This window comes from Streptomyces cinereoruber (assembly GCF_009299385.1).
GTDB lineage: Bacteria > Actinomycetota > Actinomycetes > Streptomycetales > Streptomycetaceae > Streptomyces > Streptomyces bikiniensis.
The window spans coordinates 3945915-3966287 of sequence record NZ_CP023693.1 but is presented as its reverse complement, the minus strand read 5'-3'; the positions used below and the strand labels follow the sequence as shown (position 1 = coordinate 3966287).

The 20373-nt window shown below is 70.1% G+C and carries 18 protein-coding genes; 9 read left to right on the top strand and 9 right to left on the bottom strand.

What is annotated here, in order from left to right; all coding sequences use genetic code 11:
- Complete coding sequence (locus tag CP977_RS17720) at nt 1–459, top strand: MarR family winged helix-turn-helix transcriptional regulator (protein WP_152370450.1); 459 nt, start codon at nt 1–3, stop codon at nt 457–459.
- A 39-nt stretch (nt 460–498) separates the two neighbouring features.
- Nucleotides 499–951, top strand: coding sequence for a GNAT family N-acetyltransferase (locus CP977_RS17715; protein WP_152370449.1), 453 nt, complete (start codon nt 499–501; stop codon nt 949–951).
- 66 nt (nt 952–1017) lie between these two features.
- On the opposite strand, the gene CP977_RS17710 is transcribed toward CP977_RS17715, so the two are convergent.
- Both CP977_RS17710 and dnaB read right to left on the bottom strand, forming a co-directional pair.
- Nucleotides 1018–2400, bottom strand: a complete 1383-nt coding sequence (locus CP977_RS17710; RefSeq protein ID WP_152370448.1) for a serine hydrolase domain-containing protein — start codon at nt 2398–2400, stop codon at nt 1018–1020.
- Between the two features lie 81 nt (nt 2401–2481).
- The gene (gene dnaB, locus CP977_RS17705) at nt 2482–3942 is read right to left on the bottom strand and encodes a replicative DNA helicase (protein ID WP_062756977.1); all 1461 of its coding nucleotides are present in this window, start codon (nt 3940–3942) and stop codon (nt 2482–2484) included.
- A 439-nt stretch (nt 3943–4381) separates the two neighbouring features.
- On the opposite strand from dnaB, the gene CP977_RS17700 reads away from it, so the two are divergent.
- On the top strand, nt 4382–5719 hold the full coding sequence (locus tag CP977_RS17700) for an MATE family efflux transporter (protein ID WP_062753710.1): 1338 nt from the start codon (nt 4382–4384) through the stop codon (nt 5717–5719).
- A 124-nt stretch (nt 5720–5843) separates the two neighbouring features.
- Here the strand turns inward: CP977_RS17700 and rplI are convergent, their stop codons facing one another.
- The 4 genes from rplI to rpsF all read right to left on the bottom strand — a co-directional run bounded on the left by rplI (nt 5844) and on the right by rpsF (nt 7575).
- Entirely contained in the window at nt 5844–6290 is a 447-nt protein-coding gene (rplI, locus tag CP977_RS17695) for a 50S ribosomal protein L9 (RefSeq protein WP_053640001.1), read from the bottom strand.
- A gap of 18 nt (nt 6291–6308) precedes the next feature.
- On the bottom strand, nt 6309–6545 hold the full coding sequence (gene rpsR / locus CP977_RS17690) for a 30S ribosomal protein S18 (RefSeq protein ID WP_005315025.1): 237 nt from the start codon (nt 6543–6545) through the stop codon (nt 6309–6311).
- Between the two features lie 72 nt (nt 6546–6617).
- The gene (locus CP977_RS17685; RefSeq protein ID WP_062753713.1) at nt 6618–7208 is read right to left on the bottom strand and encodes a single-stranded DNA-binding protein; all 591 of its coding nucleotides are present in this window, start codon (nt 7206–7208) and stop codon (nt 6618–6620) included.
- 76 nt (nt 7209–7284) lie between these two features.
- Nucleotides 7285–7575: a 30S ribosomal protein S6 gene (rpsF, locus tag CP977_RS17680; RefSeq protein ID WP_015034882.1), complete on the bottom strand. Its 291-nt coding sequence runs from the start codon at nt 7573–7575 to the stop codon at nt 7285–7287.
- A 295-nt stretch (nt 7576–7870) separates the two neighbouring features.
- On the opposite strand from rpsF, the gene CP977_RS17675 reads away from it, so the two are divergent.
- From CP977_RS17675 to CP977_RS17665, 3 genes are all read left to right on the top strand, one after another.
- Nucleotides 7871–8185, top strand: a complete 315-nt coding sequence (locus CP977_RS17675; protein ID WP_062753715.1) for a hypothetical protein — start codon at nt 7871–7873, stop codon at nt 8183–8185.
- 258 nt (nt 8186–8443) lie between these two features.
- A complete protein-coding gene (locus CP977_RS17670) occupies nt 8444–9562 on the top strand; it encodes a lipid II:glycine glycyltransferase FemX (RefSeq protein ID WP_109186754.1) in 1119 nt (372 codons plus the stop codon).
- A gap of 141 nt (nt 9563–9703) precedes the next feature.
- On the top strand, nt 9704–10735 hold the full coding sequence (locus CP977_RS17665) for an alanine racemase (RefSeq protein ID WP_062753719.1): 1032 nt from the start codon (nt 9704–9706) through the stop codon (nt 10733–10735).
- Nucleotides 10736–10780: 45 nt separating this feature from the next.
- Here CP977_RS17665 and CP977_RS17660 read toward each other — a convergent pair whose 3' ends face one another.
- Together CP977_RS17660 and CP977_RS17655 are read right to left on the bottom strand one after the other, a co-directional pair.
- Complete coding sequence (locus tag CP977_RS17660) at nt 10781–12283, bottom strand: glycosyltransferase family 87 protein (protein WP_104860456.1); 1503 nt, start codon at nt 12281–12283, stop codon at nt 10781–10783.
- Nucleotides 12284–12395: 112 nt separating this feature from the next.
- Entirely contained in the window at nt 12396–15164 is a 2769-nt protein-coding gene (locus tag CP977_RS17655) for a transglycosylase domain-containing protein (RefSeq protein WP_152370447.1), read from the bottom strand.
- A gap of 367 nt (nt 15165–15531) precedes the next feature.
- Between CP977_RS17655 and CP977_RS17650 the strand changes: the two genes are divergently transcribed.
- From CP977_RS17650 to CP977_RS17640, 3 genes are all read left to right on the top strand, one after another.
- A complete protein-coding gene (locus CP977_RS17650) occupies nt 15532–16212 on the top strand; it encodes a PadR family transcriptional regulator (protein ID WP_062753721.1) in 681 nt (226 codons plus the stop codon).
- Between the two features lie 48 nt (nt 16213–16260).
- Entirely contained in the window at nt 16261–17343 is a 1083-nt protein-coding gene (locus tag CP977_RS17645) for an inositol-3-phosphate synthase (RefSeq protein ID WP_062753723.1), read from the top strand.
- 97 nt (nt 17344–17440) lie between these two features.
- Complete coding sequence (locus CP977_RS17640) at nt 17441–18700, top strand: MFS transporter (protein ID WP_152370446.1); 1260 nt, start codon at nt 17441–17443, stop codon at nt 18698–18700.
- A 114-nt stretch (nt 18701–18814) separates the two neighbouring features.
- Here CP977_RS17640 and CP977_RS17635 read toward each other — a convergent pair whose 3' ends face one another.
- Nucleotides 18815–20281 (bottom strand): CCA tRNA nucleotidyltransferase, encoded by a 1467-nt coding sequence (locus CP977_RS17635; protein WP_183953325.1) that lies wholly within the window; start codon nt 20279–20281, stop codon nt 18815–18817.
- Nucleotides 20282–20373: the final 92 nt, after the last annotated feature.

Below are 20373 nucleotides of genomic sequence, written 5' to 3'. Positions count from 1 at the left end.
ATGACCGCGACGGACCCCGCCCTCACCGCGCTCTCCCAGCGCTGGTGCGCCCTCTCCCTGCTGCACGGCAGGATCGAGTCCCACCTGGAGCGCGCCCTGGAGTCCCGTCACGGCCTGAGCGTGCGGGAGTACTCGCTGCTCGACGTCCTCAGCCGCCAGCACAACGGCCCCGGCGGGCACCTCCAGATGAAGCAGGTCGCCGACGCGGTCGTGCTCAGTCAGAGCGCCACCACCCGGCTCGTCACCCGACTCGAAGACCGGGGGCTGCTCACCCGCTACCTCTGCGCCACCGACCGGCGCGGCATCTACACCGATGTGACCGAGGCGGGCCTGAAGCTCCTCGAAGAGGCCCGACCCACCAACGACGGCGCCCTGCGCGAGGCCTTGGACGAGGCGGCCAAGAACCCCGAGCTGGCGCCGCTGGTCCGGGTCGTGGAGGGCGCGGGTGCCCCCGTCTGACCTCCCGGCGCGGAGACGGCCGGGCGTACGCTGCGCCCCATGAGCGATCTTGAGATACGTCCGACCACCGTGGAGGACCTTCCCGCCGTCGTCGCGATGCTCGCCGACGACCCGCTGGGTACGCAGCGCGAGTCCCCCGACGACCTCACCCCGTACCTCGCCGCCTTCGAGCGCCTGGCGAACGACCCCCATCAGCTCCCCGTCGTGGCCGTGCGCGGGGACAAGGTCGTCGGCACCCTTCAACTGACGATCGTCCCGGGGCTCTCCCGCCGGGGGGCCACCCGTTCGATCATCGAAGCCGTCCGCGTCCACGCCGACGAGCGCGGCAGCGGCCTCGGGACGCAGCTCATCGAATGGGCCGTCGAGGAGTCCCGCCACCAGGGTTGCAGCCTCGTCCAGCTGACCTCCGACGCCACCCGCACCGACGCCCACCGCTTCTACGAGCGGCTCGGCTTCGAGGCCTCCCACGTGGGCTTCAAGAAGTCCCTCTGACGTGTGCGTCCCGGTGCGCCGTTTCACGTGAAACACCCGGTTTCACGTGAAACGGCCATCTGACACTCAGAGGCCCCGCCAACCGGCCTCGTCCACGCCTCCCGGCACCGCGTCCCCCGGCTCGTACGGCTCGCGGGTGAAGACGAAGGAGCCGAGGTCGAGGTGGCTCACGCTTCCGTCCGGGCGCCGCACCACCCGAAGCGTCTCCCCTTCGTAGTAACCGTTCAGCCCGACCCAGTCGCCGTCGGGCAGCGCCCGGAACCGGGCCCGCCGTCCGGCGCCCTTCAGGGGTTCGAGCACCACACCGCGCTCGGGACCGAGCCGCAGCCCGTAGGCATATGTGCCCCAGTACCAGGGGCCGGTCAGGGACAGCAGCTCCGCGTCGACCTCCGCCGCAGGAAGGGGGCGCCACGGCTCCGGGAGCCTCGGCTCCGCCTCCGCCACGATCCGCACGAGATCGGCGGCCACGGCCCCCACCAGCGGCCCCGAGGTGGCATTGGCGAGGGCGATCCCCGCAAGGCCGTCCTCCACGCTCACCCACAGACAGGCGACGAAGCCCGGCAGGGAGCCGGTGTGGCCGATCAGGGTCCGGCCGTCCCGGCGAAGGAGCTGGAGCCCGAGCCCGTAGCTCCCCTCCCATTCCCCCTCGCCCGGCGCGGAGGCCGGGGCGCGCATCTCCGCCACGGAGGCCGCGCCGAGCACGCGTTCGTTCCCCTCCGCGAGGAACGCGGCGAACCGGGCGAGGTCGGCCGCCGTCGACCAGAGCTGGCCCGCCGGCGCCATCAGACCGAGGTCCTCGGACGGTTCGGGCAGCATCACATCGGCCCAGGGGTGCACCGCCCAGCCACCGGCGTGCGGGGCGACCGGTTCGCCCGTCGTACGGTCCATCCCCAGCGGCTCCAGGATCTCGTGCCGCAGCACCTCCTCCCAGGGCCGCCCGCGAAGCTCCTCGACCAGTGAACCGAGCAGGGTGTAGCCGGGGTTGGAGTAGTGGTGGCGGCGCCCCGGCGGCTGGAGGAAGGGCCGCTCCCCCAGGACGTCGGAGAGCTCCGGCCGCAGCGCGGCGGACGAGCGTTCCCACCACGCGCCGGGCGTCTCGGCCGCGAGTCCGCCGCCGTGGGAGAGGAGTTGAGCAATCGTCACCTCGCCGGCGCCCGTCCCCTTCAGATGCAGCTCCAGCGGATCGTCCAGCCGGAGGACCCCCTCGTCCCGCAGCCGCATCACCAGGACGGCGGTGAACACCTTGGTGATCGAGCCGATCCTGAACTGCGTGCCGGCGTCCGGCGTGTGGCCGTCCACGCAGCTGCGCGACCCGCTCCACACCAGCGCCCCGTCACGGACCACCGCACCCACGAGGGAGGGCGCCCGCCCCTCGGCCTGGGCCACCGCGACCCGGTGCAGCAGGGCCCGCGCGGTCCCGGGCAGCAAAGCTTCGAAAGATGTCGTCATGGCCCCATCCAACGCGATTCCGCGCGCCGAAAGCCCCATGCCCGGCCACAGGAACGTTCCCCCGACGAACCGGAGGGCCCGTCAGGTCTGGGCCATGTCCACGAAGCGGGAGTAGTGGCCCTGGAAGGCGACGGTGATCGTGGCCGTCGGGCCGTTTCGGTGCTTGCCGACGATGATGTCCGCCTCGCCCGCGCGCGGGGACTCCTTCTCGTAGGCGTCCTCGCGGTGCAGCAGGATCACCATGTCGGCGTCCTGCTCGATCGAGCCGGACTCGCGCAGGTCGGAGACCATCGGCTTCTTGTCGGTGCGCTGCTCGGGGCCACGGTTCAGCTGGGAGAGCGCGATCACCGGCAGTTCCAGCTCCTTGGCGAGGAGCTTGAGGTTTCGCGACATGTCGGAGACCTCCTGCTGACGGCTCTCCTGGCGCTTCGAGCCGCCCGACTGCATGAGCTGGAGGTAGTCGATGATGACGAGTTTGAGGCCGTTGCGCTGCTTGAGCCGCCGGCACTTCGCCCGGATCTCCATCATCGACAGGTTCGGCGAGTCGTCGATGTAGAGGGGGGCCTGGGAGACGTCCGGCATCCGGCGGGCCAGGCGCGTCCAGTCCTCGTCGGTCATCGTGCCGGAGCGCATGTGGTGGAGCGCGACCCGGGCCTCGGCCGAGAGCAGGCGCATCGCGATCTCGTTGCGGCCCATTTCGAGGGAGAAGATGACGCTGGGCAGGTTGTGCTTGATGGAGGCCGCGCGGGCGAAGTCCAGGGCGAGCGTCGACTTACCCATGGCGGGACGGGCCGCGATGATGATCATCTGACCGGGATGCAGGCCGTTGGTCAGCGAGTCGAGGTCGGAGAAGCCGGTCGGCACACCGGTCATCTCGCCGCTGCGGGAGCCGATCGCCTCGATCTCGTCGAGCGCCCCCTCCATGATGTCGCCGAGCGGCAGGTAGTCCTCGGTGGTGCGCTGCTCGGTGACCGCGTAGATCTCGGCCTGGGCCGAGTTCACGATCTCGTCGACGTCCCCGTCGGCCGCGTACCCCATCTGCGTGATCTTGGTGCCCGCCTCGACGAGGCGGCGCAGGACGGCGCGCTCGTGGACGATCTCGGCGTAGTACGCGGCGTTGGCCGCGGTCGGGACCGACTGGACCAGGGTGTGGAGGTAGGAGGCGCCGCCGACCCGGGTGATCTCGCCGCGCCTGGTGAGTTCGGCGCCGACCGTGATCGGGTCGGCCGGCTCGCCCTTGGCGTAGAGGTCGAGGATCGCCGCGTACACGGTCTCGTGCGCGGGCTTGTAGAAGTCGTTGCCCTTGATGACCTCCACGACTTCCGCGATGGCGTCCTTGGAGAGCAGCATGCCGCCGAGGACGGACTGCTCGGCGTCGAGGTCCTGCGGGGGGACGCGCTCGAAACCGGAGAGTCCGCCGTCCCAGGGGCCTTCGCCGCCCCGCTCGTGCTGGTCGTCCCGCCCGCGGCCGCGACCGCGCTCGCCTCGGGTACGGGTGGGCAGCCGGTCGCTCGGTCCGCTGTCGGCCCAGGGGTCGTCCAGGGCCTCGGGAACGCTCACCAAGCCACCTCCTCCGTCCGCTCCGCGGACCTAGCCGTGCCACTCTTTCACGCCACGGACCTGATCAGAGAGTGGCTTCGCGACCGCTTCCGGGACGTCGGGCGACGGACCAGGGTAGGCCTGTGGAGAGCTCCAGCCAATCCGGTTATCCACAGGCCCTGTGGGTGAACGCCCAGATGCTGTGGAGAACTTGCCGGATCCTGTGCACAGAGCAGGGGACAGCCTTGTGGACAAACTCATAGGCCTCTCCACAACACCCACGTGACCTGCACTTTTGCCATCCACCGGCTGTGGGGGAGAAAAAGTTTTTCTCCTGGGCCAAGATCAGAACAAACGGCCCACATCCGAAGCCCTCCACTGTCCACAGGTAAGGGTCATGAATGCCTTGTATCTCTTACCTGTGGAAGATTAGATTGCTCCCATGAGTCAGGCTCCCCCGACGTCCAAGGCCGTCCGTCGTCAACACGACCGCGAGATCGTCTCCCTCGCCCTGCCGGCCTTCGGCGCCCTCGTCGCCGAGCCGCTCTTCCTCATGGTCGACAGCGCCATCGTCGGCCACCTCGGCACCCCCCAGCTCGCGGGCCTCGCAATCGCCGCGGCCCTGCTCTCCACCGCCGTCAGCGTCTTCGTCTTCCTCGCCTACGCCACCACGGCGGCCGTCGCCCGTCGCGTGGGCGCGGGCGACCTGCCGGCCGCCATCCGACAGGGCATGGACGGCATCTGGCTCGCGCTCCTCCTCGGCACCGCCGTCGTCGCGCTGACCCTGCCCGCCGCGCCCTGGCTAGTCGACGTCTTCGGCGCCTCCGACACCGCCGCTCCCCACGCCGTCACCTATCTCCGGATCTCCAGCCTCGGCATTCCCGCCATGCTGGTGGTCCTGGCCGCCACCGGCGTCCTGCGCGGCCTCCAGGACACCCGTACCCCGCTCTACGTGGCGATCGGCGGCTTCACCGTCAACGGCGCGCTCAACCTAGCCCTGGTCTACGGGGCCGGGCTCGGCGTCGCGGGCTCCGCCTGGGGCACGGTCATCGCCCAGTGCGGCATGGCCGCCGCGTACCTCACCGTGGTCGTCCGGGGCGCCCGTCGCCACGGCGCCTCCCTGCGTCCCGACGCCTCCGGCATCCGGGCGTCCGCCCGGGCCGGCGTCCCGCTCCTCGTCCGTACGCTCTCGCTCCGGGCCGTGCTGATGATCGCCACGGCCGTCGCGGCCCGGCTGGGGGACACGGAGGTCGCCGCGCACCAGATCATCCTGTCCCTGTGGAGCCTGATGGCCTTCGCCCTCGACGCGATCGCCATCGCGGGCCAGGCCATCATCGGCCGCTACCTCGGCGCGGACGACCCCGACGGAGCCCGGCAGGTCTGCCGCCGCATGGTGCAGTGGGGCGTGGTCTCGGGGGTGGTGCTCGGCGCGCTCCTGGTCGTCGCCCGCCCGCTGTACGTCCCGCTCTTCAGCCGTGACACCGCGGTCCACGACGCCCTGCTCCCGGCCCTGCTAGTGGTCGCGCTCTCGCAGCCGATCGCCGGGGTGGTCTTCGTCCTCGACGGCGTCCTGATGGGGGCGGGGGACGGCCCCTATCTGGCCTGGGCCATGCTGCTGACCCTCGTCGTCTTCGCCCCGGTCGCCCTGCTGATCCCCGTCCTCGGCGGCGGGCTCACGGCGGTGTGGTGGGCGATGGCGCTGATGATGACGGTCCGGATGGTGACGCTCTGGCTCCGCGCCCGCTCGGGCCGCTGGATCGTCACGGGCGCCACCCGCTGACCCCCTGCGCTTCCCACTTCCCGTTTCACGTGAAACGGCGGAAGGCTCCCGAAACGGCGAAAGGGCCGCACCCCGAGGGGTGCGGCCCTTCCTCACTGCTGAGCGCAGACTGCCAGGGGCAGCGTTACGCGGCGACGACCTCGACGCCGAGCTTCGCGGCGACCTCGGGGTGCAGACGCACGGACACCTGGTGCGAGCCCAGGGTCTTGATCGGCGAACCGAGCTCGACGCGACGCTTGTCGACGTCCGGGCCACCCGCGGTCTTGATCGCCGAGGCGATGTCGGCCGGGGTCACGGAGCCGAAGAGACGGCCGGCGTCGCCGGAGCGGACGGCCAGGCGCACCTTCGTGCCCTCGAGCTGGGCCTTGATCTCGTTGGCCTGCTCGATGGTCGCGATCTCGTGGATCTTGCGGGCGCGGCGGATCTGCGCCACGTCCTTCTCGCCACCCTTGGTCCAGCGGATCGCGAAACCGCGCGGGACCAGGTAGTTGCGAGCGTAGCCGTCCTTGACGTCGACGACGTCGCCAGCGGCACCGAGGCCGGAAACCTCGTGGGTCAGGATGATCTTCATTAGTCGGTCACCCTTTCCTTATCGCGCGGTGGACGTGTAGGGCAGCAGCGCCATCTCACGGCTGTTCTTGACGGCCGTGGCGACGTCACGCTGGTGCTGCGTGCAGTTGCCGGTCACGCGGCGGGCACGGATCTTGCCGCGGTCGGAAATGAACTTCCGCAGCATGTTCGTGTCCTTGTAGTCCACGTACGCGGTCTTGTCCTTGCAGAACGCGCAGACCTTCTTCTTAGGCTTGCGCACAGGCGGCTTCGCCATGGTGTTTCTCCTGTGTGATCAAGAAGTGTGGGGTACGAGCTGCTTCGAGGCAGCGCCCTGGAGGGGCGTGTCCTAGAAGGGGGGCTCGTCCGAGTAGCCGCCGCCGGAGTTTCCACCCCAGCCGCCACCGCCGCCACCGGCCTGCTGGCCGCCGCCGGAGGGGGCACCGGTCGCCCACGGGTCGTCGGCGGGAGCACCGCCGCCACCCTGCTGGCCGCCGCCGGAGTTTCCACCCCAGCCGCCACCGCCGCCGCCCTGCTGGCCGCCACCGCCGCCGTATCCGCCCTGGCCGCCGCGACCGGTGGTCTTGGTGACCTTGGCCGTGGCGTTCTTGAGGCTGGGGCCGACTTCCTCGACGTCCAGCTCGTAGACCGTGCGCTTGACGCCCTCACGGTCCTCGTAGGACCGCTGCTTCAGCCGGCCCTGCACGACGACGCGCATGCCTCGCTGGAGCGACTCGGCGACGTTCTCCGCCGCCTGACGCCAGACCGAGCAGGTGAGGAAGAGGCTCTCGCCGTCCTTCCACTCGTTGGTCTGGCGGTCGAAGGTGCGGGGGGTGGACGCGATACGGAACTTCGCGACCGCCGCACCGGACGGGGTGAAGCGCAGCTCGGGGTCGTCGACAAGATTGCCGACGACCGTGATGACGGTCTCGCCTGCCATGGGGGAACCTCTCGGCGGGATTGCTTCTGGCTGCTGTGCTGCTACTCGAACCCGATGACCTCTGAGCGAGGAAAGCTCAGTGGGTCTCGGGACGGAGGACCTTGGTCCGGAGGACCGACTCGTTCAGGTTGAGCTGGCGGTCGAGCTCCTTGACGACCGCAGGCTCGGCCTGCAGGTCGATGACCGAGTAGATGCCCTCGGGCTTCTTCTTGATCTCGTAGGCGAGACGACGACGGCCCCAGGTGTCGACCTTCTCGACCTTTCCGTTGCCCTCACGGACGACGGAGAGGAAGTTCTCGATCAGCGGGGAGACAGCGCGCTCCTCGAGATCGGGGTCGAGGATGACCATCACCTCGTAGTGACGCATGTGGAACCCACCTCCTTTGGACTCAGCGGCCACGGTCGTTCCGTGGCAGGAGGGTCGTGATGCGTGAGCAACGGTATCCGCCGCCACTGACAGTCCCCCTCGTCGAACGCGTCGGGCGAGGGGCACCGCCGGGATCCCGGGAGGGACCTGGGCAGACACCGGTGCAGACCGTACAGCGTACCCGCACATCCGCTTCCGGTTGAAATTCCCTGGTGAAGGGACGCAATCTGTACACAACGGATGTCGGCGGCGCTAGGATGCGCCGCCGTCCGGCAAGCACGCCAGGAGGTGCCCCATGGCACAGGCAATGCGACGCGAACCCGGCCACTCCCTCTTCGCCACCGACGGCAAGCCCCACCCGCTCCAGGACACCCTGGTCGGCGTGACGCTGGTGCTCGGCGTCCTCGCCTTCGTCACCGCGCAGTTCCACAGCCTCCACCTGCTCAGCTCCTGGGCGGGCCTGGTCGGGATCCTGACCGGCGGGTACGGCCAGTTCATCTCCGCGACGACCCGCGAGCGCTTCCTCCTGATCGTCGGACTCGGCGCGTCGGCGATCGGCTTCTACCTCGGCATGGCCCACGGAGGCCTCTTCACCGGCGTCATCAACTGATCCGGCTTCCCGACGACCGGGCCCGGGGTCCGACAGCTGGCCCAGCCCTCCACCGGCCGCTCCGGGTCCCCCGACCGGCCCCGGGCCGCCGGGCGGGAACGAAGGGCGCGCAGGGCCGCACCGGAGCAGGTCCGGGCGGCCCCCGCGGCACGTCAGGGCCCGTACAGACATACGGGGCGCTGCCCGGTCGCAGTAGGCTTCGGCGCGAGAGCCGGAGCCCCTGACCGATGGGGACACACCTGCCGAGGAGCGCCCCGCATGAGCCTGACCCTGAGGACCATCAGCCGTGAGCAGCATCTGGCGTACATCCAGAGCCAGCCCGCCGCGAGCCACTGCCAGGTCCCGGCGTGGGCCGACGTGAAGACCGAGTGGCGCTCGGAGAACCTCGGCTGGTTCGACGGGAACGGCGAGCTCGTCGGCGTCGGTCTGGTCCTCTACCGTCAGCTCCCGAAGATCAAGCGCTACCTGGCCTATCTGCCCGAGGGCCCGGTCATCAACTGGCACGCGCCCAACCTCGACGACTGGCTCCAGCCGATGCTGGCGCACCTCAAGCAGCAGGGCGCCTTCTCCGTGAAGATGGGTCCGCCGGTCGTCATCCGCCGCTGGGACTCGGCCGCCATCAAGTCCGGCATCCAGAACCCGGACGTCAAGCGCCTCAAGGACGTCGAGGCCAGCCACATCGAGCCGCGCGCCTTCGAGGTCGCGGACCGGCTGCGGAGGATGGGCTGGCAGCAGGCCGAGGACGGGGGCGCCGGCTTCGGCGACGTGCAGCCCCGCTACGTCTTCCAGGTGCCGCTCGCGAACCGCTCGCTCGACGACGTCCTCAAGGGCTTCAACCAGCTGTGGCGCCGCAACATCAAGAAGGCCGAGAAGGCCGGCGTCGAGGTCGTCCAGGGCGGGTACGAGGACCTGGCCGAGTGGCAGCGGCTGTACGAGATCACGGCCGTCCGCGACCGCTTCCGGCCGCGCCCGCTCTCGTACTTCCAGCGCATGTGGACCGTCCTCAACAGCGAGGACCCCAACCGCATGCGGCTGTACTTCGCCCGTCACAACGGGGTGAACCTCTCCGCCGCGACCATGCTCGTCGTCGGCGGGCACGTCTGGTACTCCTACGGCGCCTCCGACAACATCGGCCGCGAGGTCCGGCCCTCGAACGCGATGCAGTGGCGGATGCTGCGCGACGCCTACGCGATGGGCGCGACCGTCTACGACCTGCGGGGCATCTCGGACTCGCTCGACGAGACCGACCACCTCTTCGGCCTCATCCAGTTCAAGGTCGGCACGGGCGGCGAGGCCGTCGAGTACGTCGGCGAGTGGGACTTCCCGCTGAACAAGCTGCTGCACAAGGCGCTCGACATGTACATGTCCCGGCGCTGATCCGGTCGCCGTCCCGACCCGGGCGCGGCACGGCCCCAGGACGTGCCGCCCCCGGTTCCGTACCCTCGTAGACATCTGTCACCCGTAGACACCCGTCACCCCCTGACACACCGCAGCCACCAGAAAGGTTCCGGGCCGGCCATGGCGCTCTCCCTGTACGTCGACACCGCTCGCTGGCGGGCGCACCAGAAGTCGGTCATCGACCAGTTCCCCGGCCTCGTCCCCGTCTGCAAGGGCAACGGCTACGGCTTCGGCCACGAGCGGCTCGCCGACGAGGCGGCCCGGTTCGGCGCCGACATGCTCGCCGTGGGCACCACGTACGAGGCCGCGAGCATCAAGGACTGGTTCAGCGGCGACCTGCTGGTCCTCACCCCCTTCCGGCGGGGTGAGGAACCGGTTCCGCTGCCCGACCGGGTGGTGCGCTCCGTCTCCTCCGTGGACGGCGTCCACGCCCTGGTGGGCGCCCGGGTCGTGATCGAGTGCATGAGCTCGATGAAGCGGCACGGCGTGCGCGAGGAGGAGCTGCACCAGCTCCACGCCGCCATCGAGGACGTGCGCCTGGAGGGCTTCGCCCTCCACCTCCCGCTGGACCGCCCGGACGGCACCGACGCCGTCGAGGAGGTCATCGCCTGGATGGACCGGCTGCGCAACGCCCGGCTGCCGCTGCACACCATGTTCGTGAGCCACCTGCGGGCCGAGGAACAGGCCCGGCTCCAGCAGCAGTTCCCGCAGACGCGCTTCCGCGCCCGCATCGGCACCCGGCTCTGGCTGGGCGACCACGAGGCCACGGAGTACCGGGGCGCGGTCCTCGACGTGACCCGGGTCGCCAAGGGCGACCGGTTCGGCTACCGCCAGCAGAAGGCCGCGTCGGACGGCTGGCTGGTCGTCGTCGCCGGCGGCACCTCGCACGGCGTGGGCCTGGAGGCCCCCAAGGCGATGCACGGCGTCATGCCGCGCGCCAAGGGCGTGGCGCGGGCCGGCCTCGCCACCGTCAACCGGAACCTGTCGCCGTTCGTGTGGGCGGGGAAGCAGCGCTGGTTCGCCGAGCCGCCGCACATGCAGGTGTCGATCCTGTTCGTGCCGGCCGACGCCCAGGAGCCCCGGGTCGGCGACGAGCTCGTGGCGCACCTGCGCCACACCACGACGCAGTTCGACCGCCTCGTCGAGCGCTGAGCGACCGGTCCGGGGCTCCGGTGGCCCCGGACCGGAAGCGGCCGTTCAGCCCCGGGAGTCCTGCTCCCGGGGAGCGCCCCACCTGACCCGCTGCGCCTCCTCGGAGGCCGGGGCGGCGTGCCGCGCCGGGTGCGCCGCGCCGCCCGCCACGAAGGCGTCCTCCGCCCCGTCCAGGACGCCACCCGAGGGGTCGTCCGAGCCGTCCTGCCGGACCGGGTCCTTCTCGGGCGCCAGGATGTCGCGCACGACCACCGCGCACAGGTACAGGGTGCCGAGCAGGTGCAGGACGACCGCGAACTGGTAGCCGTCGACCGGCAGGCCCTGCTTGTTGCCGCCCATCGTGAACGCCAGGTACATCCAGACGCCCAGGAAGTACATGACCTCGCACGCCTGCCAGATCAGGAAGTCGCGCCAGCGCGGCCGGGCGAGCACCGCCAGGGGGACCAGCCACAGCACGTACTGCGGCGAGTAGACCTTGTTGACGAGGACGAACGCGGCGACGACCAGGAAGGCCAGCTGGGCGAAGCGGGGCCTGCGGGGGGCCGTGAACGTCAGGTACGCGAGGGCGATCGCGGCCATGCCCATGAGCAGCAGCGCGTACAGGTTGGCCCGGTCGGGCGGGATCTGGTCGCCCGTGCGCTGGCTGACGAGCAGCCAGATCGAACCGAAGTCGACGTTCCGCTGCCTGCTGAAGACGTAGAACTGCTTCCACCCCTCCGGCGCGAGCAGCATCACCGGCAGGTTCACGACCAGCCAGGCTCCCGCGAAGCCGAGCACCGCGGCCCCGTACTGACGCCACTTCCCGGCGCGGCAGCAGAGCAGCAGCAGCGGGAGGAGGAGCAGTACCGGGTAGAGCTTGGCGGCCGTGGCCAGGCCCAGCAGGATCCCGGAGGCCATCGGGCGGCTCCGCGCCCACATCAGGACGGCGGCGGCGGTCAGCGCGACGGCGAGGAGGTCCCAGTTGACCGTGGCCGTGAGCGCCACCGCGGGCGCCAGGGCGACCAGGAGGCCGTCCCAGGGGCGCCGGCGGTGCGTCCGGGCCACGCAGACCGCGAGGACGGCCGCGCAGACCATCAGCAGACCGGCGTTGACCAGCCAGTACGTCTGCTCGCGCTCCGTCATGTCGCCGCCGCCCGGCGTCAGCCACGCCGCGACCTCCATGAAGAGGCCGGTCAGGACGGGGTACTCCAGGAACGGTATGTCGCCGGGCAGCCGGTCGAAGTAGGGGACCAGGCCGTCCGCGAAGCCCCGCCCGGAGAAGAGGTGCGGAATGTCCGAGTAGCAGGCGTGCGTGTACTGGGAGGTCGCCCCCCGGAACCAGGCCCAGTTGTAGCAGGGCAGCTTCTGCACCATGCCCAGGGCGAACATGCCGATGGCCACGAGGGCGACCACCCGCACCGGGGAAAGCCGTCCGGTGCCGGGCAGCGCCCGGCGCCCGTAGGGGCCGCCGATCAGTTCGCTGCCCGCGGCGGCCACCTCGTCCCGGTGGGTGGGGATGACCGTCTGCGAACGCTCCCGCGGCGCGCTCGTCTTCTGGAGGCTCGGCATGGGGGACATCCTGCCGTACGTCTCCGGGAAAACGGCGGGGCCGCCGCGGCCGGCCCCGTACGGAAGGTACGGAGCGGCCGCGACGGCCCGGAGGAGTGGCCCCGGAGGGGGTTTAGGGGAACCAGGACCCGTCGTCGGGTTTGTTCCCGCCCCCGCCCGGCCTGCCGCCCCCGTCGTCCGTCGGCGAGCCGGACGGGTCCGGGTCGCCGGTGTTCGTCGGTGTGCCCGTGGGCTCTCCCGTGTTGCCGCCCGGGTCGCCCGGGGTGTAGCAGTCGGGGTCCCAGATGCTGCAGGTCGTCTTGCCCGGCTTCGGCGTCCTGGTCGGCGTCGGGGGAGTCGTCGACGGAGTGGTCGGGGGAGTCGTCGACGGAGTGGCGGAATCGGTCGGCGTCGGGGAGGCCGTCGCCGACTCGGTCGCCGTCGGCGTCGGCGTGGGGCTCGACGCACCGCCGCCGAAGACGGGCTCGGCGTTCTCCAGCTTCTCGGGCTTGGGGAACTTGACCTTCGGGTCGTCCTTGACGGCCACGGACATGTAGTCGCGCCAGATCTGCGAGGGGAACGAGGAGCCGTGGATCGTCGGCTGGTCGCCCGTGCCGTACATCGCCTCGAACTTGCGGTCCTTCTTCGTGTCGTCGTCGTCGTAGCGGTACATGTCGATCGCCGTCGCCAGCTGCGCGGTGTAGCCCACGAACCAGGCCGACAGGTTGTCGTCGGTCGTACCGGTCTTGCCGGCCACGTCACGGCCGGGGAGCCGTGCCTTCCTACCGGTGCCCTCGTCATCGTCCACGACGTCCCGGAGGACGTCGGTGATGTTGCCGGCGACGGCCGGGGTGAAGGCCAGTTCGGGATCCTCCTTGTGCTTGTGCACGGTGGCGCCGTCCTTCTTCACCTCCCGCACGGAGTAGGGGTCGTTCTGCTTGCCCTGGTTGGCGAAGGTCGCGTAGGAGCCCGCCATGCGGATGGCGCTCGGGCTGGAGATGCCGAGGGAGAACGAGGGGACCTCGCCCTTGACCAGGGAGCTCTCCAGCAGGCCGGCCTTCACCGCGGCTTGCCGGACCCTGTCGATGCCGACGTCCATGCCGAGCTGGACGTAAGGCGAGTTGGCGGACCGGATCATGGCCCTGCGCAGCGAGATGTTGCCGTAGTCCTCCTGACCGTCATTGGTCTGGCGCCACTCCTCACCCTTCTCGTTGTGCCAGATCTCGCCGTTGTACTTCCGGACGACCAGCCCGTTCTTGCCGGAGTAACGGCTCTTGTCCGGGTCCACGATCGTGCGGGTGGAGGCGTCCTGCTCCGCGCCCAGATCCTTGTCCCGCACGCCGTCCGTCATCGCGGCGGCGAGCACGAAGGGCTTGAACGTCGATCCGACCATGGCGCCGGTGGCGTCGGCGTTGTTGGTGAAGTGCTTGGTGGCGTCGACACCGCCGTAGATGGCGACGATCTCTCCCGTGTCCGTGTCGACGGAGGCGCCGCCGAACTGGACGTGCGTGTCCGTCTTGGGACGCTTCTCGGGGTCGATGTGCTCGTCGTAGACCTTCTTGACCGACTTCTCGAGCGCGGCCACCTTGTTCTTGTCGAAGGTGGTGTAGATCTGGTACCCGCCGCGCTCCAGCTCCGCCTCGCCGAGGTCGAACTGGGTCTTGATGTTCGCCTTGGCGGTCCTGACGAGGTAGCCGATCTGACCGCTCAGCTTGGCGCTCTGACCGGGCTTCTGGAGCTTGGGGAACTCCGTGTACTTCGCCCGCTCCGCGGACGTGATGTGCCCGTCCTTCTCCATCTCGTCGAGGATCCACTTCCACCGCTTGGTGGCCCGCTCGGTGTTCTTCTCGGCGGTGGCGTTGGGGTCGATCTCGGGGTAGCCGGCCGGGTCGTAGTACGTCGCGCCCTTCAGCACCGAGGCGAGCAGCGCCGCCTGGCTGGGGTTGAGCTTGTCGGCGTCCGTGTTGAAGTAGGCGCGGGAGGCCGCCTGGATACCGTAGGCACCGCGCCCGTAGTAAGCAGTGTTCAGGTAGCCGGCCATGACGTTCTTCTTGTCGACCTCGTTGCCGACCTTCAGGGCGATGAAGAACTCCTTCGCCTTGCGGGTCAGGGTCTGCGACTGGTCGTCGAGGAGGTTGTTCTTCACGTACTGCTGGGTGATCGTCGAACCGCCCTGGGTCTGGCCGCCCTTGGCCATGTTCCAGATGGCACGCCCCATGCCCTTCGGGTCGATGCCCGAGTCGTCCCAGAAGGTCTTGTTCTCCGCCGAGATCACCGCGTTCTGCATGTTCTTCGAGATCTGCGGAAGCTTGACGATCTGGCGGTTGGCACCGTCGCCCGTCGCGACCATGACGGTCTTGTCGGCCCAGTAGTAGATGTTGTTCTGCGACTTCGCGGTGTCGGCCTCCTTGGGGATGTCCACCTGCGAGTACGCGAAGGCCGCCGCGCCCATCAGGCTCGCCACGAAGAACAGGAACGTGCCCGTCACCAGCCGCCACGAGGGCAGCCAGCGGCGCCAGCCGTACTTGTTGTGGCGCGGGTAGTCGATCAACCGCTTCTTGCCGGGTCCGCGCCCCTCCGGGCCGTCTCCCGGGCCGCGCCCCCCGCCGCCGCCACCGCGTCGGCCGCCACCGGACCCGCCGGGGCCGCCGGGACCGGAGCCGGCACCCTTCCGGCGGCTGCCGCGCTGGGCGGCCCGGCGGGCCTCCGCGCGTCCCCCGTAGGGGCGCTCCTCCCCGCCGTGGGAGGAAGGAGGTCCGTAGGAGGCCGAAGGGGCCCCCGTACCGACGTCCCGGACCGGGGCCGACCTGCGGCCCCCCGGCTGCTGGGCAGCGCGCCGTGCCGCCGCGCGTCCACCCGTCGGTGGCTGCTGCTGCGGCGCTTTGCGACGATGCTCGCTCATCGAACGACTACTCCTCGGGCAGGCGAGTACGCCTGGAAGCGGCAGTTGAGTTCCGGTCCCCCCGAAATGCGCACGGCCAGGACCCATCGGAGGTCCCCCCGTACCGCAGCCGGTCACCCGCAGCACTGACGCCCCAGGGCATCGCTCGGTTCCCGGTGGTCTGCATCCGCACAGACTACGCACGGCCAAAAACCGCCTGGAGTCCGAGTTCACCCCAAATCAGGCAAGTCGACTGCTGTGAATCGGTGATGTGACACCGGTCACGACGGGTCCACTTGTCGCCGCAGAGTGACCGTTCTATCGTGCTGATGTATCGAGTCGATACATCAGCACGGCATAAGGGCCACGGCACCGGAGGAGGCGAGGGATGAGCAGACGCTCCGGCATCCTCGAATTCGCCGTCCTCGGCCTGCTGCGCGAGGCCCCGATGCACGGGTACGAGCTGCGGAAGCGGCTCAACACCTCGCTGGGCGTCTTCCGGGCCTTCAGCTACGGAACGCTGTATCCCTGCCTCAAGACGCTGGTCGCGAACGGCTGGTTGATCGAGGAGCCGGGCAGCGCTCCCGAGGACACCCTCGCCGCGTCGCTCGCGGGACGCCGGACCAAGATCGTCTACCGGCTGACCCCGGAAGGTAAGGACCACTTCGAGGAGCTCCTCTCCCACACCGGACCGGACTCCTGGGAGGACGAGCACTTCGCCGCCCGCTTCGCCTTCTTCGGGCAGACCGAGCGCGAGGTGCGGATGCGGGTCCTCGAAGGCCGCCGCAGCCGGCTGGAGGAGCGCCTGGAGAAGATGCGCGCCTCCCTGGCCAGGACCCGCGAGCGCCTCGACGACTACACGCTTGAGCTGCAGCGCCACGGCATGGAGTCCGTGGAGCGCGAAGTGCGCTGGCTGAACGAGCTCATCGAGAGCGAGCGGGCGGGGCGGGACCGGCGATCCGGCCCCGGAACCGCCGCTCCGCACGACAACGATTCTGGAGAAACGGGCGGCCTGCCCCGGCACGGGGGCAGTACCCGGCCGGATCCGTCCGACGACACCACCACGTGAATCCCGCGCACAGCAGGGCTTCACACGATCACACAGGGAGCAACCGGAATGGGTTCGGTTCGCGTAGCCATCGTCGGCGTGGGCAACTGCGCCGCCTCGCTGGTCCAGGGCGTCGAGTACTACAAGGACGCCGACCCGGCGACCAAGGTGCCCGGCCTGATGCACGTCCAGTTCGGCGACTACCACGTCGGTGACGTCGAGTTCGTCGCCGCCTTCGACGTCGACGCGAAGAAGGTCGGCCTCGACCTCTCGGACGCCATCGGCGCCAGCGAGAACAACACCATCAAGATCTGCGACGTCCCGAGCAAGGGCGTCACGGTCCAGCGCGGCCACACCCTCGACGGTCTCGGCAAGTACTACCGCCAGACCATCGAGGAGTCCGCCGAGGAGCCGGTGGACGTCGTCCAGATCCTCAAGGACCGCCAGGTCGACGTGCTCGTCTGCTACCTGCCCGTGGGCTCCGAGGAGGCCGCGAAGTTCTACGCGCAGGCCGCCATCGACGCCAAGGTCGCCTTCGTCAACGCCCTCCCGGTCTTCATCGCCGGCACCAAGGAGTGGGCGGACAAGTTCACCGAGGCCGGTGTCCCGATCGTCGGTGACGACATCAAGTCGCAGGTCGGCGCGACCATCACGCACCGCGTGATGGCCAAGCTGTTCGAGGACCGCGGTGTCCGTCTCGAGCGCACCATGCAGCTCAACGTCGGCGGCAACATGGACTTCAAGAACATGCTCGAGCGCGAGCGCCTGGAGTCCAAGAAGATCTCCAAGACGCAGGCCGTCACCTCGCAGATCCCCGACCGCGAGCTGGGCGAGAAGAACGTCCACATCGGCCCGTCGGACTACGTGGCCTGGCTGGACGACCGCAAGTGGGCGTACGTGCGCCTCGAGGGCCGCGCCTTCGGTGACGTCCCGCTGAACCTGGAGTACAAGCTCGAGGTGTGGGACTCCCCGAACTCGGCCGGTGTCATCATCGACGCCCTGCGCGCCGCGAAGATCGCCAAGGACCGGGGCATCGGTGGCCCCATCCTCTCGGCGTCGAGCTACTTCATGAAGTCCCCGCCGGTGCAGTACTTCGACGACGAGGCCCTCGCCAACGTCGAGAAGTTCATCAAGGGCGAGGTCGAGCGCTGATCACGGCGCACGCCCGACGGCTGACCACGCCGCGCGGTTGACGATCGAGGGCCCCGGGCACTGCCCGGGGCCCTCCTCGTGTGTGAATCTTGCTGCCATGTCCGTCGTACGTGATCTGCGCGTACTCCTGCGCCTGCCGAACTTCCGCCGTCTGCTCGCCGTCCGCCTGCTCTCCCAGTGCGCCGACGGCGTCTACCAGGTGGCCCTGGCCGCGTACGTCGTCTTCTCCCCCGAGAAGCAGACCTCCCCCGCCGCGATCGCTTCCGCCATGGCGGTCCTCCTGCTCCCCTACTCCCTCGTGGGGCCCTTCGCCGGCGTGCTCCTCGACCGCTGGCAGCGCCGCCAGGTCTTCCTGTACGGGAACCTCCTGCGCGCCCTGCTCGCGTGCGGGACCGCGGTGCTCGTCCTCGCCGCCGTGCCCGACTGGCTCTTCTACGCCTCCGCGCTCTCCGTCACGGCCGTCAACCGCTTCGTCCTCGCGGGGCTCTCGGCCTCGCTCCCGCGCGTCGTCGACGACGAACGGCTGGTCGTGGCGAACTCGCTCTCCCCCACCGCCGGCACGCTCGCCGCGACCGTCGGGGGCGGTCTCGCCTTCGGGGTCCGCCTGCTGGCCGACGGTTCCGAAGCCGCCGTGGTGGCCTTCGGCGCCGTCCTCTACCTCTGCGCGGCCCTCGCCTCCCTGCGGATGTCCCGGGAACTCCTCGGCCCCGATCCGGACCTCGTGTCCCAGCGCCTCATCATGGCCCTGCGGACGACGGCCCACGGCCTGGCCGAGGGGCTGCGCCACCTCGCCGAGCGGCGGCCCGCCCTCCGGGCGCTCACCGCGGTGGGCCTCATACGGTTCTGCTACGGCGCCCTGTTCGTCACCGTGCTCATGCTCTGCCGCTACGCCTGGAGCTCCACCGAGTCCGAGGGCCTCGCCCTCCTCGGTCTCGCCGTCGCCCTGTCGGGAGCGGGCTTCTTCGCCGCCGCGGTGCTCTCCCCGTGGGCGGTCCGGCGGTTCGGCCCCTTCGGCTGGATGACCGTGTGCACCGCGTCGGCGGCCGTGCTGGAACCGGCACTCGGCCTGACCTTCGCCCCCGTCCCCTTCCTCGTCGCCGCCTTCCTCCTCGGACTCATCACCCAAGGAGCCAAGATCGCGACGGACACGGTGGTGCAGACGTCCGTGGACGACGCCTACCGGGGACGGATCTTCTCGCTCTACGACGTGCTCTTCAACGTCGCCTTCGTCGGCGCGGCGGGGGTCGCGGCGCTGATGCTGCCGCCCGACGGCCGGTCCGCCCCGCTGATCGTCCTGGTGGCCGTGATCTACGGATCGATCGCCGTGGCGCTGCGCGGGGAACGCGCGAAGGGGTGACGTTTCACGTGAAACACCACCCCCTCGATGAGCGTCCGGCGGCCGCCCGCGATGAACGTCCGGTGGCCGGTCGGGTGTTTCACGTGAAACACCGGGCCGACCACCACGGTCGGCTCAGTCCCGTGCCGCCCACCACTCCTTGAGCGCGGTGACGGCCTGGTCGTACTCCATGGGCCCGTTCTCCAGCCGGAGCTCAAGGAGGAACTTGTACGCCTGACCGATGGCCGGGCCGGGGCCGATGCCCAGGAGCTCCTGGATCTGGTTGCCGTCGAGGTCGGGACGGATCGCGTCCAGCTCCTCCTGTTCCTGGAGCTGGGCGATGCGCTCCTCCAGGCCGTCGTAGGCCCGGGAGAGGGCGGCCGCCTTGCGCTTGTTACGGGTGGTGCAGTCCGAGCGGGTCAGCTTGTGCAGCCGCGAGAGCAGCGGCCCGGCGTCCCGCACGTAGCGGCGCACGGCCGAGTCGGTCCACTCGCCGGTCCCGTAGCCGTGGAAGCGCAGGTGCAGCTCCACGAGGCGCGAGACGTCCTTGATCATCTCGTTGGAGTACTTGAGCGCGGTCATGCGCTTCTTGGTCATCTTCGCGCCCACGACTTCGTGGTGGTGGAAGGAGACCCGCCCGTCCTTCTCGAAGCGACGGGTGCGCGGCTTGCCGATGTCGTGCAGCAGGGCCGCGATGCGCAGCACCAGGTCGGGCCCGTCCTCCTCCAGGTCGATCGCCTGGTCGAGCACGGTCAGCGAGTGCTCGTAGACGTCCTTGTGCCGGTGGTGCTCGTCGCTCTCAAGGCGCAGCGCCGGCAGCTCGGGCAGCACGTGGTCGGCGAGGCCGGTGTCCACGAGCAGTCCGAGGCCCTTCCGGGGGTGGGCCGAGAGGAGGAGCTTGTTGAGCTCCTCCCGGATGCGCTCGGCGGAGACGATCTCGATCCGGCCGGACATCTCCTTCATGGCCGCGACGACCTCGGGAGCGACCTCGAAGTCCAGCTGGGCGGCGAACCGCGCGGCCCGCATCATGCGCAGCGGATCGTCGGAGAAGGACTCCTCCGGCGTGCCCGGCGTGCGCAGGATCCGGGCGGCCAGGTCCTCCAGACCGCCGTACGGGTCGATGAAGGTCTTCTCGGGGAGGGCCACGGCCATGGCGTTGACGGTGAAGTCGCGCCGGACGAGGTCCTCCTCGATCGAGTCGCCGTAGGAGACCTCGGGCTTGCGCGAGGTCCGGTCGTACGCCTCCGAGCGGTACGTGGTGACCTCGATCTGGAAGCGCTGGACGGTGTCCCCGACGCGGGCGTCCTTCTGGCAGCCGACCGTCCCGAAGGCGATGCCCACCTCCCACACGGCGTCGGCCCAGGGACGGACGATCTTCAGCACGTCCTCGGGGCGGGCGTCGGTGGTGAAGTCCAGGTCGTTGCCGAGCCGACCGAGCAGGGCGTCCCGTACCGAGCCACCGACCAGCGCGAGGCTGAACCCGGCCTCCTGGAAGCGGCGGGCGAGATCGTCGGCGGCGGGGGACACACGCAGCAGTTCACTGACCGCGCGGCGTTGCACCTGGCTCAGTGCAGTCGGGGTGTCTTCGTTGGCGTTCGGCACAACAGAAAAGGGTACGTGCCCCGGCTCACCGCGACGTCCCCGTTTTCCCGGGGCGGGGGCAGCCCGGCCGCCCGAGCGGGACCGCCGGCTTC

Bases quoted from the DNA above. Each gene is read 5' to 3' on its own strand.
- CP977_RS17660 (WP_104860456.1), bottom strand. From the start codon at position 12,283: ATGCCGAGCCTCCAGAAGACGAGCGCGCCGCGGGAGCGTTCGCAGACG.
- CP977_RS17645 (WP_062753723.1), top strand. From the start codon at position 16,261: ATGGGTTCGGTTCGCGTAGCCATCGTCGGCGTGGGCAACTGCGCCGCC.
- CP977_RS17655 (WP_152370447.1), bottom strand. From the start codon at position 15,164: ATGAGCGAGCATCGTCGCAAAGCGCCGCAGCAGCAGCCACCGACGGGT.
- CP977_RS17665 (WP_062753719.1), top strand. From the start codon at position 9,704: ATGGCGCTCTCCCTGTACGTCGACACCGCTCGCTGGCGGGCGCACCAG.
- CP977_RS17670 (WP_109186754.1), top strand. From the start codon at position 8,444: ATGAGCCTGACCCTGAGGACCATCAGCCGTGAGCAGCATCTGGCGTAC.
- rplI (WP_053640001.1), bottom strand. From the start codon at position 6,290: ATGAAGATCATCCTGACCCACGAGGTTTCCGGCCTCGGTGCCGCTGGC.
- CP977_RS17710 (WP_152370448.1), bottom strand. From the start codon at position 2,400: ATGACGACATCTTTCGAAGCTTTGCTGCCCGGGACCGCGCGGGCCCTG.
- rpsR (WP_005315025.1), bottom strand. From the start codon at position 6,545: ATGGCGAAGCCGCCTGTGCGCAAGCCTAAGAAGAAGGTCTGCGCGTTC.
- CP977_RS17640 (WP_152370446.1), top strand. From the start codon at position 17,441: ATGTCCGTCGTACGTGATCTGCGCGTACTCCTGCGCCTGCCGAACTTC.
- CP977_RS17715 (WP_152370449.1), top strand. From the start codon at position 499: ATGAGCGATCTTGAGATACGTCCGACCACCGTGGAGGACCTTCCCGCC.
- CP977_RS17720 (WP_152370450.1), top strand. From the start codon at position 1: ATGACCGCGACGGACCCCGCCCTCACCGCGCTCTCCCAGCGCTGGTGC.
- CP977_RS17700 (WP_062753710.1), top strand. From the start codon at position 4,382: ATGAGTCAGGCTCCCCCGACGTCCAAGGCCGTCCGTCGTCAACACGAC.
- rpsF (WP_015034882.1), bottom strand. From the start codon at position 7,575: ATGCGTCACTACGAGGTGATGGTCATCCTCGACCCCGATCTCGAGGAG.
- CP977_RS17650 (WP_062753721.1), top strand. From the start codon at position 15,532: ATGAGCAGACGCTCCGGCATCCTCGAATTCGCCGTCCTCGGCCTGCTG.
- CP977_RS17675 (WP_062753715.1), top strand. From the start codon at position 7,871: ATGGCACAGGCAATGCGACGCGAACCCGGCCACTCCCTCTTCGCCACC.
- CP977_RS17685 (WP_062753713.1), bottom strand. From the start codon at position 7,208: ATGGCAGGCGAGACCGTCATCACGGTCGTCGGCAATCTTGTCGACGAC.